The organism is Paenibacillus sp. FSL H7-0690, assembly GCF_037980415.1.
GTDB classification, from domain to species: domain Bacteria; phylum Bacillota; class Bacilli; order Paenibacillales; family Paenibacillaceae; genus Paenibacillus_AQ; species Paenibacillus_AQ odorifer.
Window position 1 is genome coordinate 211477 of the sequence record NZ_CP150281.1, and the last position, 14410, is coordinate 225886.

Sequence of the window (14410 nt, forward strand, 5' to 3'; positions counted from 1 at the left end):
GTGTTGTATGATCACAATCCATTCGCTGTCCTATAATCATTAGCTCAGAACACGGTTAGATAGGGGAGATATGAGTAAATGATTGTTTCGGAACCTTTTTTAGTTTTGATATGTTGAACGTGTTCTGGTTCCAGAATTTGTATTATTTTCGAAGGGATACAGGGGCTAGATGCAGGATCTCTTTCTAAATATTTAGGAGGTGAAAAGAGAAACTTCATTTTTTTGCAAGCGGTTACAAGGATATCTGCAACAAATTTAAAATCGGGAGGAAATAAAATGAAAAAAAGAGTTGCAAAGGTAACCAGTATTGTTGTGTTGTTTTCTCTTGCTCTTTCTTTAATAGTAGGTGGATGGACAAATACGGTGGTGCATGCTGCTGGTCTTGCGGTAACAGGCAGTGGAGGCTGGAATGAAACGGCATATGTGGAATGGTCACCTGTAAGCAATGTGACAGGGTATAACGTTTATGTAAAATTGGCAAGTGCAGCGGATTCTGGGTATCAACAAATTAATAATGAGTTAATCCGCAAATATCCTTCCTACTGGAGAGCGGATGCTGTAGGGCTTGCAGCCGGAAATTATGTGATGAAAGTTGAAGCTACGTTGTCAGGGGGTGGGACGGTAAGTGCGGTTTCAAATCCGCTATCCGTAACGTCATATGACCGTTCTGGGTTTGCTTTTTCGACTAGTTCGCAATATGGTACAGGATCAGGGGCTTATAATGAGAATGGAACCCTCAAGAATGGTGCTCAAGTGCTGTATATAACATCTCAGAATGCGCAAACCGTAACGCTTGGTGTAAAAATCAACAGCTCCGGCGCTGTACAAACAGGGGTTGGCCTGGGCGGTATTTTGGCACTGAGACAAAAAGGCTATGATACCACTCCACTTGCGATCCGAATTATCGGAAAAGTTACAGCTGCTGATCTGAGTGGACAGCTTAACAGCAGTGGGTATCTTGAAGTCAAAGGTAAAAACAATTATTCGGAAATGAATATTACTATTGAAGGTATCGGAAATGATGCTTACGCATACGGTTGGGGAATGCTTCTAAGATATGTAGGTAATGTGGAAGTAAGAAACCTGGGTGTAATGTTATTCCCCGACGATGGCATTTCAATGGATTCTGGCAATATGAATGTCTGGGTGCATAATAATGATATTTTTTATGGAGCTGCTGGAGGCGATGCAGACCAAGCCAAGGGCGACGGTTCCACAGACCTTAAAAATGGATCCAACTATATTACAATCTCTTACAACCATTACTGGGATTCCGGAAAATCTTCGCTAGTTGGTTTGAGTGAGCCGGCTGAATTTTTTGTTACCTTCCACCACAACTGGTTTGACCATTCGGACTCCCGTCATCCGCGGATTAGAGTGGCATCCGTCCATATCTATAACAACTTTTTCGATGGTATCTCCAAATACGGTGTGGGTGTTACTACAGGTGCTTCAGCTTTTGTAGAATCTAATTATTTTAGACATGCTAAGTTTCCAATGATGATCTCCTTACAAGGTACAGATGCTTTAGGGGAGGGCACATTCTCAGGCGAAAATGGAGGTGTGATTAAAGCCTATAACAATCTTATTGTAGAGGCTTCAAGTCTCATCTATGCGAATTCAAACACAGGGACAGCTGCTGCTAATGTTACCTCATTTGATGCTTACTTAGCTTCGTCAAGAAATGAAACCGTCCCAAGCTCATACAAAGCATTAAAAGGCGGAACAGCCTATAACAACTTCGACACGAGCGTAAATACAGGAGTGAACGTATCTAATATTGATAACGTAAGCAATGTTGAACAGATTGTTATGGCAAAAGCCGGACGTCTGAATGGCGGAGACTTCACATGGGAATTTAATGATTCAGTGGATGACGTTTCGTATGCGTTGAATACAGCGCTGATGTCTGCAATCAGAAGCTACACAACGGGACTTGTCTCTGTAGGGGGGAATTCAAACCCAACGAATCCGACTCCGACTCCATCAGTAACACCTACGCCAACAGTAACTCCTGTGCCAACAGCGACCCCAGCTCCAACAGCAACTCCTGTACCAACGGCGACTCCAGCACCGACAACAACGCCAGTGCCGACAGCGGGAGCAACCGTTCACAACTTTACTGTGGATGGAACAACAAGCAGCTTCTTCAATATCCAAGGCAATCTCTCAACAAGTAAGGGAACTGTGGCCTATCAGGGTTTAACCCTAACCCAATGTCTAAAAATCGAGAGTGCAACTAGCATTCAATTCACTGCTGCTAAAGCTTCAACGCTAACCCTAGTGTTCAACACAGAGGGAACGAAAATCAAAGTGGATGGAACAAGTTATCCTATAACCAATGGCATTGCCACTGTCTCTCTAGCCGCAGGTGCACATACCATTACAAAAGATAGTACGGCGAATCTATACTATATGAAGCTGGAATAGGGGAATGGCTGCCTCTACTTTAATATGGAGTATCAGAAAAGCAGAAAAGCGACCTGTAGGGGGCGCTTTTCTTTGCTTTTTCTTATGATCTTATTACTTGAGTTATTGTCGATTCAAAAACTATTAATTTTGTGTTGATTTGATTAATCTTTATCATCAACCAAATCAATAATCTCACGAATATCCTCAATATTTAAAGCTTCTGCAATTTTGCCTATATGACTAAAGTTAATATTCTCCCTTTTTCCATTAGCTAACTCACTTAATGCGGCATGTCGGACATCGGATATTCTGGATAATTCTCGTAGGGAAATCTTATGTTTTTTGGTCAATTCTGAATTTTTCACTATAACTCTCTTTCCCACTTCTAATCCCCTCACTAACTCTCAGTTTTTAAGAAAGCTGCTGTAAGTAAAGTAAAAGACATCTTAACCGTGTCTTTTACTTTACTATATAAGCACGTTTCAGCACTTCAGGATAGTTGACCAGCTTATACTAATTCTCGGTTATTCCCCATACCGGTCAATCGCCATAGCTGCGGATTTCAGCATGCGCCGCTTAAGATGCTCACCCTCGACGATTTTTACGCGGAGGCCAAGAAAACGGATTTTGGACAATAGGAATTCGCTATCGTCTCTCATGTAGATGACTTTGATTCGATAGATACCCGAATTTTCATCAAAGGACACGGATTTATCAAAACAGGAAAAGGCGTACAGAATTCGTGACAGCTCAGCATTAAAGGTGGGGATGACTTGAATACATGCACATTCCTTCTGATCCTCTAATAATCGCATTATCCTTGCTTTTAAATCATTAATCCGTTTGGCAGGGAAGGGAGCTACTTCAACAGAAATAATGTTTTTTAGTTTAGTGGACATAAGAGAACGTTGCCGGGTGCTGTACCATTGCAGATACCACTCCCGCTTATACATGTTGTATTCCAGCTTGTGAGGGAACCCGGCTTGGTCAGTTCGTTGGCCTCCATGCTTAATATGGAAAGTAATAAGGATCGCTTGATTCTGCATGATTATACGGCGGAGTGTACGAAGCATTGGATGATAGACCTGCCGCTCTTTGCTTTTAGCTTTCTCCATAATAATTTGCCGCACTTCTGTGGACGCTTCTGCCTCCAATATGGCGTTCAATTTACTTAAGGTATCCAGTGTAAAAGCTGCTTCTGAGGCCGGGTGCATTAACATGGTTTTCAGCCAGGAACGTTTCTGGGAGGTCAGCGCTAATGAACCCACTTCGTCGAGGCGTGAAATGATTTGGAAGTTAAATATTTTCTCAAATGGATTCATAATAGCTGTGAATCTCCTTCCACTCCGCGATAAATTGCTTACGCAGCCAAGGGGGTTCTAATACCTCGCAGCTCGAGCCAAAGCTTCGTAACCACGGCTTAATTTCATAAATTCCATTCACTATGATCTCATAAAGGAATGTAGAATCGGACTCTTCCGTAATTTCTCCCCACTGTCCCTGCGCTTCAACCCGCTCCCGAATAAAATTAACACCTGGGCGATTGGGGTTATAAAATCTCGCCACCACTTTAATTGCACGGGTGGTATCTATAACCCAGCTGTTTGTCATCTGCTCTTCCAGATTGCTGAGTTTCTGAGCAAACTCTGCTTCTTCCACAGTGTCGCCCTCCTCAATTTGAGTAAGGCCCTCCATTCGGAATTTCATGATGCCCATACGTGAATTATGTCCGATTAAATACCAGCGCCCATATTGATGGTCATAGATGACGCGGAGCGGAAGAACAGTTTCTGTGACGCCCCTTGTTTCCCGCTCAAAGAGAGGATTGGTATTTTGAGAGGCGTAGTTTTTGCCCTTTTTAGGGGATAGATATAGAAACTTGATTTTTTTTCGCTGCTGAATCGCTGCAAATATCGTATATAGGTGTGCCTCATCAAGAATACGTGAATGATAATTATATTTGTATCTATGGGTTTCCGTAGCTTCGAGGGTATAACCCCGCTTCCGCAGGACCTTTTTTAAGGTGTCGCGCAGCAGATAACCTTGCACAGACGGAGTCTGCGTGTTGGCGATGACATCAACATAGTCGTAAAGATCCAAGAGCTGATCGCCGGATAATTGATCAATCAGATCGTTAGCAGCCTTGTATCGATAAGGGCGGCCTTCGTTTACACGAAGAATAACGCCAACTTCCTCAAGGTATTTCAGATCTCCACGGATGGTTTTCTCATCGGGCATTGGATAATCGGTTGGCATTTGCTCACTGCACACATCCTGTAGATCTTTAGCCGTTAGCTCCTGAGTCTGGAGCGCAGTTAATAGTAGAGTAAGCCGGATGCTCTCCGTTTCCTTAAGCGACTTCGCCCGGAACAAGAACAGGAGCAGCGGGTCGGCAGATTCATAGTAGTTATAGCGGAGCCACTCAGAGAGTTCTGTTCCTTGTTCTGTAGGCAGATCCTGTTGTAAGACGGTCACCATGCCCTTCAGGTTGCGCAGCGTTTTGTCATAGGTATGTACAGAAATGCCGAGACGATCGGCGAATTGTTGTCTGCTGTAAGCTCCCCCCGCTAAAGAGAGCATGCGAAGAAATTGAATCTCCTTGTCAAAACTTTCCCGGGCCATTTGTATCCCTCCAGCCTGTAGCGAATCCATAAGAAATAGTAGTACTCATTATATTAAGCACCAGAGTTGAATAAAATGGAAGTATTTTTGGCCGCCGCCATACTTCCGCCCTGTTCGTTACAGGGAAGATGAGCGAAGATAGATCCATGAAGCCAAAGCAATTCTGATGAGGCGTTCGAATAGTAACAAGGGTAGAGAATAGGGTAGTAACCGATCTGGAGGGATGAAGATGGATCCTATAAACAAGCTTATCCGTGAGCAGCTGGAACAGATTGAACAGGAGGAGCAAGTTACAATATTGTATGCCTGCGAATCAGGCAGCCGGGCGTGGGGATTCCCATCGCAGGACAGTGATTATGATGTGAGATTTATTTATCTGCATAAACCAGAATGGTATCTATCTATTTTTGATAAGCGGGATGTGATCGAGCGTCCTATTAACAATATGCTTGATATCAATGGATGGGATTTGCGGAAAGCACTGAATTTATTTCGCAAGTCTAATCCACCGCTGCTGGAGTGGCTGCAATCACCCATTCAATATGCAGAAAAGTACAGTACAGCAGAGAAGCTTAGAAGCATCTCCCCGTACACATTTTCGCCGAAGTCTTGTATGTACCATTACTTAAACATGGCAAGAGGGAACTACCGTGATTATTTGCAAGGCGAACAGGTCAAGATCAAAAAGTACTTTTATGTACTTCGTCCCGTTCTAGCCTGTGAATGGACTCACCGATATGGAGAGATGCCGCCGATGGAGTTCGATGTACTGGTAGATCGGCTTATTCCGCAGGATGAAGAGCTGTGGCAGGTGATTCAGCAATTGCTGGCACGAAAAAAATCCGGTGAGGAACTAGACTACGAGCCGCAGCTAACCGCGATTAACGATTATTTAGAAGAACAGTTCCAAGTGTTGGATAAGGTGGCGGCGTCCTTGAATGCTAAGGAGAACAACAGAGATCATCAGCTGGATGCTCTATTTCGAGAAGCTTTACAGGAAGTATGGGGACGGGCCCTATAGAAAGATTGATAGGAGGAAGATGGTAGTGGCTATTGTACAACTGAAATCTACGAATCCAAAATTCACTTTTTTAATTAAAAAAAATCCAGTGACAGGTATGCAGCTTCGTCCGGTTCGTCAGGGATTGGCTTATGGATGGTATTCTGATGAGGCAACTTATAACGTTTATTTTAAGGACGCAGATAACGATATATCCTACAAGCAGAACGGAAGCGAGAGCTTTGAGTATCTAAATGTCTCCCGGTTTAATACACCTCTATTTCCGCTTAATACGGTCAATGAGTTTTTCTCTACACCCTTCAAAGCCCAGGATGAACGGGATGCGGAAGGATATGAGCATTCTTTTTTCATCAATATGGTTCAGGTTGAGCGGATACACTATATTGAATTTTTCCAAAAGCATTTAAAGGGATATACCTTCTCCTTGCAGCATCAGGCACATAAGAGCTATTCCCTGACGATTACCACACATAAAAGCTTGTATCACCTCTTACATGTTGTTGGTGTGCTGTCCTTGTTCTTATCCATATTTGGGGATGAGTACATAGATATTTCGGATGCTATTTTGGATAAATATATCCGCAGCCTTAACGTCATTGATGCACCTTTTTATATAAGAAGTCTATTTGCAAGGAATTTCCTTACCTCTAAGGAACGGTTCAAGCGATATAAAGCCTCCATCGAACAAACAGACCAGTATACTATTGGGCTGGAGTATGGCGGTACTGCGATGCAGCGGCGTACTTTTATTTCGAGTGTGCTTCCATTCAATAAGCCGATTCTGGACATCGGCTGCGGAGAAGGTTTCTATGCAATTCCGTTTGCCGGAAAAATAGAGAGCACCTATTATGCGGTAGATATAGCCGAGGCGTTGCTGGAGGTTGTGAATCGGAAAGCGAAAGCTAAGGACATTGATAACATTGCAACCTTTGGCTCACTGGACCATTTTCTGGAGTCGTACAATGGGGAGCAGGTTGATGTGATTCTAACAGAAGTTGTAGAGCACATGAGTGAGGGTGAAGCGGCAGAGCTTATTCAGCAAATAATCGGTAATGTGAATTTTCAACAGCTTATTGTGACGACACCGAATGCTGATTTCAATCGTTACTATGAGCTGGAAGGATTCCGGCATGAAGATCACAAGTGGGAAATGGGACAGGAAGCGTTCGGGCAATGGGTTTTGGATACGGTTCAAGGTTTAGCAGTCGAGGTTGAATATTTGATGGTTGGTGACCGGGTTGGCGAGATCCGTACGACGCAATGCGCTATTGTGCGAAGAAAGGAGGAATAGGCAATGGAAATTCAAACACGTGTACACACCATATTTCTGCTTGTAGGAGCAACGGAATGCGGGAAGTCAACTTTTGCTAAAGAAGTTCTGATCCCGCAGTTAAAACTAGAGGATGCTTCTAAAGGGTTACGTACGAATGTGCAGTATTTATCCTCGGATAGTATCCGCCAGGAGATATTGGGCTACGACTATGATAAGTATGATCAGGTTATGCTGGAGGCGAGTTCGCATACCTTTCAATTATTGTTTGAGAGATTGAAGTTAGTCACTTCTTTTCCGATTAATGCGGAGTTTGTGGTGATGGATACCATTGGGCTATCCGAAGATTACCGTAGTAAAGTCCGTGAGATCGCCGGGCAAAATAATTATAATCTGGAGGTTATTCTGTTTGATTACCGCAAACGGGAGGATTACTACGTCTCGGAGCGCTCGAAGAAGCTGATCTCCAATCATTTAAACCGGCTGAGAAAAGAAGTCCTGCCTGTTCTGTCACGGGAAGGTTACAACAAGATTCATAAAGTGCGTGCTAAAGATTTTATTCTCGAGGGTGAAGGGATACCTAACCCGGACTACCGGGTGATTATACAGGATTGGGATACTTACACATCTACGGTACTTCTACAAGCACAAGAGTATATTGTGGTTGGGGATGTTCATGAGTGCGTCGAAGAGCTTCAGGGACTATTACGTAATTACGGCTACAGGGTGCACGAAGGTAAGTTAAGTGCAACAGATAAGCTCAGTAACACACGAGTCATTCTTGCTGGTGACTGGATTGATAAGGGCAAAAAGACACGGGAGACGATTGAGTTCTTATTTGATAACCGCGAGCATTTCCTATTTGTTATGGGCAATCACGAGAACTTTGTATACAAGTACGTAAAGGGTGAGATTCAAGGAACCGATCCGGAACTGCTAAGAACGTACTTTGATTCCACCCAAGTGCTTAAGGAGGATACCGCGCTTTTTAGTAAATTTTCGGCTTTAGTGGAGCAATCTCAGCCCTTTTACCGCTATATAGGTATGCAAGGTCCTTCTTTTTATGTTACTCATGCTCCTTGCCGTAATAAGTACATTGGTAAGCTGGATACGAATTCACTACGCCATCAGCGTAACTTTCGGCTGGATCGTGAGGTTTCCTTTGAGGAACAGCTTGATTTCCTAAAGCAAGAGGCTGTGAGTAATCACCCCTTTCATCTCTTCGGACATATTGCAGCCAAGCAGACTTTTCGGATCAAAAACAAACTCCACCTCGACACAGGGAGTGCGCAGGGTAATGAACTAACTTCTGTTCGCATGTCGTTTAAACCTTTCTATAAAAGTCAAAAATCGCATGTGACTACGGTGCACGAAGAGCTACCTATCCTGTTCCGGGAACAGCAAACCGTATCCTTGTTAGAGCTTGATTACGAGTCTGTGCGCAGACTGCAGTATTCCTCGCAGAACCGGGTCAACTTCATCTCCGGGACGATGTCACCTGCGGATAAGGATATGGCTGCCGGTGAGCTTGAGTCTCTGCGAAAAGGGTTGGATTATTTTGCCGAGCGTCGTATATCTGAAGTCGTCCTGCAGCCTAAATATATGGGATCACGCTGTAGTGTGTACCTTTACCGGGATATAGAGCAGTGTTACGCAATTAGCCGGAACGGCTACAAGGTTAAGGCGGTCGATCTGACGCCTATCTACGAACAACTGCTGCATAGATTCGGAACCTATATGGCTGAGCAGGGGATCCGTGTGCTTTTACTGGATGGCGAGCTGCTGCCTTGGAAAGCGCTGGGGGATGGGTTAATTGAGCGTCAGTTCCGGCCGATTAGCAAGGCGCTGGAGACAGAGCTGGATTTCTTAAGACAATATGGATTTGAGGAGTCACTGGGTAAACTGATACAGGATTTTGAAGCAAGCGGGTTTGAACAAGACCAGCACCATATGTCGAAAGAGGCGCTTAACAACAACTATGGGTCTCATGTTTATCAGACTTTTAAGTATGTCCGTGACATAAGAGAATCGTATGCAGATCTTGACCAGCGTGAGGAAGCTTACAGAGTATACAAGCAGCAACTGGAGTTGTATGCGGGTGATGCAGAATTAGCGTACAAACCTTTTGCAATCCTGAAGGAAGTACTGGAGAATGGTGCTGAACGGGTACCTGACGGTAAAACCTCCGAATTATACAGGTTCTTAAATGATGATGAATCTCTGGTTTTGGACTTGAAAGAGCCTGATGCCTACATCAGAGCAGAGGAGTATTTCGCAAAGATAACGGTAGAGAAACATATGGAGGGAATTGTAATCAAACCGGAGCAAGAACAGCAGGGGGTAGTCCCATACATGAAGGTCCGCAATCCGGGCTACCTGTCGATCATCTACGGGTACGACTACAAGTTTCCACATAAGTATGCCAAGCTGATGAAACAGAAGAATATCGCTCCTAAGCTTCGGACGTCCTTAATCGAACACCGGCTGGGCAGACAAATGCTAGAAGTGAAGCTGGATGAGATCTCGTCTGACAACGAGGACTACAAGCAAATTGCAGCAAACCTGTTATTCGAGGTAACGAAAGAGAAAGAGATCGACCCGAGGTTGTAGAGGATTGTTACAGGCGAAGAAACTTGGTTTGCCAATTATGAGAATGAGTTCAGGCTGTCGGGAAGGTCCCGGCAGTCTTTTTTTCGTCAATTGTATCCAGCTCAATCGCGGTCATAGAGCCGGAAGGCAAGTGTACAAGCCTCGTTCTAATTGTAAAAACAGGAGGACGCACCTTATCGGTCCGTCCTCCTATCTATTCCTCATAAATACGCCTTAACCCATAATAACGAGCACGTTGTTTTCTGGCGCCATTTTGGCCACCGGGATCAGGTTGCCTTGAATTTCTTCACCGTTAATAACGATATGGGTAACCCCTTTTTGTACACCCTTCTTGTTCTCCACCTGGATGTGCAGCTTCTTCCCACGGAATTCCCGGACCATGGAAAAGTCTGTCCAGCCGGAAGGAACACATGGGTTGAGGCGAAGGCCATCAAATTGCGGTTGAACCCCCATAATGCCTTCCACCAAGGAGACCATCACGGTTGAAGCGGTGCCGGTCAGCCAGTGGACATGCGCCCGGCCCTGATATGGGCTGTCCTTGGACTCGACAAACTGGCCATGTACATAAGGCTCGAGTTTACGGATTTCAGCCTTATCGTTCATGCTGGCCGGACTGCAATTCAGGAAGTATTCGAACGCGCGCCCACCGTTGCCGATCATGGTTTCCGCCAGAATGAGCCATCCCTGCGGCTGGCTGAAGATGCCGCCGTTTTCCTTAGTTGAGGCGTTGAAAAGAGCCATCAACGCTACTGGCAAACCGTATTCACGGAACGGAGGGTAGAATAACATAGTGCCGTAATCGGTCCGCAGATTCTCATACACTTTGTCCATGGCGAGCTTCGCCTGATCCGGGCGGGCTGCACCGCTTAATACGGCCCAGCTTTGCGGATTGAGCCAGATCTTGGCTTCATCATTTTCCCAGGAGCCGATGGTATAGTTGTCTTCGGTAAATCCGCGGACGAATTGATCGTTCTCCCAAGCGTGTTTTTGAATGTTATCGTCCAGCTCATCAAGCAGGCCCTGCGCCCACTGAATATCTTCAGGCTTGTTCTTATTTTGTGCGATTTCCATGAATACCTTGAATGCCATATACAGCTGGAATGCGACGAACAACGACTCACCCTTGGCTCCAAGCCGTAGGCAATCGTTCCAGTCGGCATGAAGCCCAACCGGCATGCCGTGTGCGCCCATACGATCCAGACTGAACTGAAGTGCCTGGCGCAAATGCTCGTACACTGTGCCCTCGCCTTTATCCGAATAAGGGATTATTTCATCTGTGAAATCCCAGTTGCCACTTTCATTCAAGTATTTAATGACGGTTGGGAACAGCCATAAAGCGTCATCGGCCCGATAATGGGGGTGACCGGTTTCCCGCACGTATTCTGGATCATCCGGTGTGCCCTCATGCCCAGGATTGTGATCAAATTTCACCAACGGAAGTCCACCGCCGTTGGAAACCTGGGCGGATATCATCAGTCTTAGACGTTCAAGGGCCATCTCATGATCCAGATGAATGATGCCTTGAATATCCTGCACGGTATCCCGATATCCGAGTCCATTACGAAGACCGGAGTATTGGAAGGAGGCTGCACGTGACCAGATGAAAGTGATAAAGCATTGATATGCATTCCAAGTGTTGATCATGTTGTTCAGGTTATCGCTTGGTGTCTGGACTTGGAAGCGGTTAAGTTTGCTGTGCCAGAATGCTTTTAACTCTTCGAGTTCTTTATCTACCACGGACAAGTCCTTATAATGGCTGAGAATTTCGGAAGCGCCTTTCTCATCATACTGTCCCAGTAGAAATACGATTTCTTTCTCTTCTCCCGGCTGTAAATCTACGTTAATCTGCAGGGCCCCGCAGGAGTTAGTATTGTAGTTTAATGAATTGGAGCATTGGCCGTTCTCAACAGAGGCCGGATTGCCATAACTGCGGTAATCGCCTAGGAACGTATCCCGGTCACCGTCATAAGCGGTAACTTCTGCACCTGCAGCGCCGAAGAATCTCCAGGTTTGTTCTTCGGGGGTGTTTTCATTGATGACTTGAAGGATCATATTATTTTTATAGTAGGTCCGTGAAATAAACAGAGTGTACTGAAGGTTGACGGTATCCTGCTCATAGTTGTTATTGTTGGTTAATTCAACAAATCCGAAGAGAGCCAGCTTGCGTGCTTTGGAGCCATCATTGCGCACCTTCATGCGCCACACCTCATAGGTTTTGTTCAGTGGTACATAATATAATGATTCTGTATGGATGTTATCGTAGTCCGAGACAATGTTCGTGTATCCGGTTCCATGATGGCATACCGACTTATATTGCTCCAGATCTTTACCCACTGGCTGCCAAGAGCCGGACCAATAATCCCCGTTCTCCAAATCTCTCACGTAAATATAGCGTCCGGGCTCGTCCTTAGAGTTGAAGTGGTAGCGGATATGCCGCCCATTTGCGCCAGACTTTACAAAGCTATAGCCGCCTGCGTTACCTGAGATGATTGCACCGTATTCCGGCGAGCCGAGGTAATTCGCCCAAGGGGCAGGCGTATTCGGCTTGGTAATGAGGTATTCCTTGTTTTTTCCATCAAAATAACCATATTGCATGACCATTCCTCCTATTAAGTGGTTAATGGGCCGATCTATAAACGCGCGTTCACAAAGAGGTGAAATATCCATGTGTAATTTTATTATAAGATACTTTTAGTAAATCGATAACCCTATATTTTAGCGAAAAAACGAACAAAAATGCTAACTTTTTTAGTAGGGTGTAAAGCGAAAGACACCTTAAAAGGTGTCTTTTTTTATTTTAGCGGCAATGTCTACTCCACTAAAACACCATTAACAAACGTCATAGTTTTATCTTTGAATTCAAGAATAAACTTGTTTGGAAAATCTAGATCGGTATGAATCTCCGTCCCCAACATAACTTTTTTGCCTACATCATCAAAGGGATTATGAAGTAAACCTCTAGGCGTATACCTAGTTTCAGAACCGATTACATTATTATTCTCATCGCGGATAAATTTGGTTTTTCCTGAGAACACGAGGTCCTTGCCATTTTCCAAAGTTAGATGAACTTCCAAACGATCCTTTGTTTTCTGATAATCTATGACTACATCTTTAGAGGATACAGGGAAACCGATAACAAAAAGTCCAATAAGGGCTGTAGCCAGTATGAGTACCGATAAGACGGAAAAAATGAGAGTTTTTATATTCTTTTTTTTCACTTTTTTAAAATAATTGAGTTTGTTAACTTCCTCTTTATCAATAATAGGCACACTTAGATTTGCTGTGGCGGTCATTTCATTATAGGATTGAAGGCAGCTTTCACAGGATTGCAGGTGTTTTTCGATTTCTTCGTTACTATGTACAGAGGTTAGCTTTTCAATATAGGAAGGTAATAAATCCTGAATGATCTCGCATTTCATGAAGATCTTCCTTTCATTAATTTTTGTTTTCCACGGTAAAAGGTAACTCTTGCCCAGGTCTCATCTCTGCCAAGAATTTCGCCAATTTCCCGAAAACTGAATTCTCCGGTCAAACGCAGATATAATACTTCTTTGGTGTTTGGATCAAGTAAATGAAGTTGTTTAAATAAATCCATTTTGTCCTGAGCAAAAATGAACTGGGATTCTGTTGAATTTGCGTTAGCCAAAGGAGCGTCTTCTAATTCCTCAGACTTCCGCTTGCGCTGCTTGTCCAGCTCCTGATACCACACATGTTTAGCAATTTGACAAAGCCAAACGTATACTTTGCAGGTTCCATCGTATTTATCTATCGATTTTATAGCTCTATAAAAAGTTTCTTGGGTGATTTCTTCTGCCAGCAAGTGATTATGACAAAAGCTAAATACGAATTTATATACTTGGGTTGAATATTCCCTGTATAATTGCTCGTTGTCCTGCATCCATTCACCTCCTCAAGTTATATATCCGTAAAAAGCTATAAACGTTACAAGTTTTTTAAAAATAAATTTGATTTATAAAATAATCGCTTTCAACCCCGGTATGTGAGGGAATTAAGGAGGTTCAGCGTTAAGGCTGGTTTCACAGTTGGTTTACCCTTTATAATTACATGAGATCTTATTGTACAAGTTACAAGGGGGTTCATATATGATAACAAAGGTAAACCGGCAGTTAAATGAGGGTCCTAAAATTCTAAAAGAACAAGAGCTTGTTACCAAAATGATTCGTATATATTGTAAGAAAAAACATCATCATAAAGGCTTTTGTGAGGAATGTCAGGAATTAAACGAGTATGCGCTGAAGAGGTTAGCCTATTGTAAGTTTGGTGAAGAGAAAACAGCTTGTGCCAAATGTCCTGTTCATTGTTACAAACCGGATTATCGCCAAAGAATTAAAGGGGTTATGCGTTTTTCTGGTCCGTGGATGCTGCTCTATCACCCCATTGAGTCGATTAGGCATATTCCGCTACCTAATAAATTGAGAAAATAAGTAAAAACCGGACATCATTTGATGCCCGGT

The 14410-nt window shown here is 43.9% G+C and carries 11 protein-coding genes; 5 read left to right on the forward strand and 6 right to left on the reverse strand.

Annotated elements, in window-relative coordinates; translation table 11 throughout:
* Nucleotides 1-276 precede the first annotated feature (276 nt).
* Complete coding sequence (locus MHI32_RS01015) at nucleotides 277-2430, forward strand: pectate lyase (RefSeq protein WP_340011730.1); 2154 nt, start codon at nucleotides 277-279, stop codon at nucleotides 2428-2430.
* Between the two features lie 143 nt (nucleotides 2431-2573).
* Here MHI32_RS01015 and MHI32_RS01020 read toward each other — a convergent pair whose 3' ends face one another.
* The 3 genes from MHI32_RS01020 to MHI32_RS01030 all read right to left on the reverse strand — a co-directional run bounded on the left by MHI32_RS01020 (nucleotide 2574) and on the right by MHI32_RS01030 (nucleotide 5034).
* Nucleotides 2574-2795 (reverse strand): helix-turn-helix transcriptional regulator, encoded by a 222-nt coding sequence (locus tag MHI32_RS01020; RefSeq protein ID WP_076192621.1) that lies wholly within the window; start codon nucleotides 2793-2795, stop codon nucleotides 2574-2576.
* Nucleotides 2796-2936: 141 nt separating this feature from the next.
* Nucleotides 2937-3734 (reverse strand): WYL domain-containing protein, encoded by a 798-nt coding sequence (locus tag MHI32_RS01025; protein ID WP_340011731.1) that lies wholly within the window; start codon nucleotides 3732-3734, stop codon nucleotides 2937-2939.
* Nucleotides 3721-5034 carry a WYL domain-containing protein gene (locus tag MHI32_RS01030; RefSeq protein ID WP_340011732.1) on the reverse strand — a complete coding sequence of 438 codons (1314 nt, stop codon included), beginning with the start codon at nucleotides 5032-5034 and terminating at the stop codon, nucleotides 3721-3723. Before MHI32_RS01030 ends, MHI32_RS01025 begins: the two co-directional genes overlap by 14 nt.
* 229 nt (nucleotides 5035-5263) lie before the next feature.
* Here MHI32_RS01030 and MHI32_RS01035 point away from each other — a divergent pair, with 229 nt between their 5' ends.
* From MHI32_RS01035 to MHI32_RS01045, 3 genes are read left to right on the forward strand one after another with little or no spacing between them, the layout of a single operon-like run.
* Nucleotides 5264-6055: a nucleotidyltransferase domain-containing protein gene (locus MHI32_RS01035; protein ID WP_340011733.1), complete on the forward strand. Its 792-nt coding sequence runs from the start codon at nucleotides 5264-5266 to the stop codon at nucleotides 6053-6055.
* A gap of 25 nt (nucleotides 6056-6080) precedes the next feature.
* Nucleotides 6081-7346 carry a class I SAM-dependent methyltransferase gene (locus MHI32_RS01040; protein WP_340011734.1) on the forward strand — a complete coding sequence of 422 codons (1266 nt, stop codon included), beginning with the start codon at nucleotides 6081-6083 and terminating at the stop codon, nucleotides 7344-7346.
* 3 nt (nucleotides 7347-7349) lie between these two features.
* Complete coding sequence (locus MHI32_RS01045; RefSeq protein ID WP_340011735.1) at nucleotides 7350-9935, forward strand: metallophosphoesterase; 2586 nt, start codon at nucleotides 7350-7352, stop codon at nucleotides 9933-9935.
* A 213-nt stretch (nucleotides 9936-10148) separates the two neighbouring features.
* On the opposite strand, the gene MHI32_RS01050 is transcribed toward MHI32_RS01045, so the two are convergent.
* The 3 genes from MHI32_RS01050 to MHI32_RS01060 form a co-directional block, all read right to left on the reverse strand.
* Nucleotides 10149-12530 (reverse strand): N,N'-diacetylchitobiose phosphorylase, encoded by a 2382-nt coding sequence (locus MHI32_RS01050; protein ID WP_076306830.1) that lies wholly within the window; start codon nucleotides 12528-12530, stop codon nucleotides 10149-10151.
* A 215-nt stretch (nucleotides 12531-12745) separates the two neighbouring features.
* A complete protein-coding gene (locus MHI32_RS01055; protein ID WP_076126916.1) occupies nucleotides 12746-13354 on the reverse strand; it encodes a zf-HC2 domain-containing protein in 609 nt (202 codons plus the stop codon).
* The gene (locus MHI32_RS01060; RefSeq protein WP_036687188.1) at nucleotides 13351-13833 is read right to left on the reverse strand and encodes a sigma-70 family RNA polymerase sigma factor; all 483 of its coding nucleotides are present in this window, start codon (nucleotides 13831-13833) and stop codon (nucleotides 13351-13353) included. The genes MHI32_RS01055 and MHI32_RS01060 overlap by 4 nt, the downstream gene beginning before the upstream one ends.
* 205 nt (nucleotides 13834-14038) lie before the next feature.
* On the opposite strand from MHI32_RS01060, the gene MHI32_RS01065 reads away from it, so the two are divergent.
* Nucleotides 14039-14380, forward strand: coding sequence for a nitrous oxide-stimulated promoter family protein (locus MHI32_RS01065; protein ID WP_076126918.1), 342 nt, complete (start codon nucleotides 14039-14041; stop codon nucleotides 14378-14380).
* The last annotated feature ends 30 nt before the right edge of the window (nucleotides 14381-14410 follow it).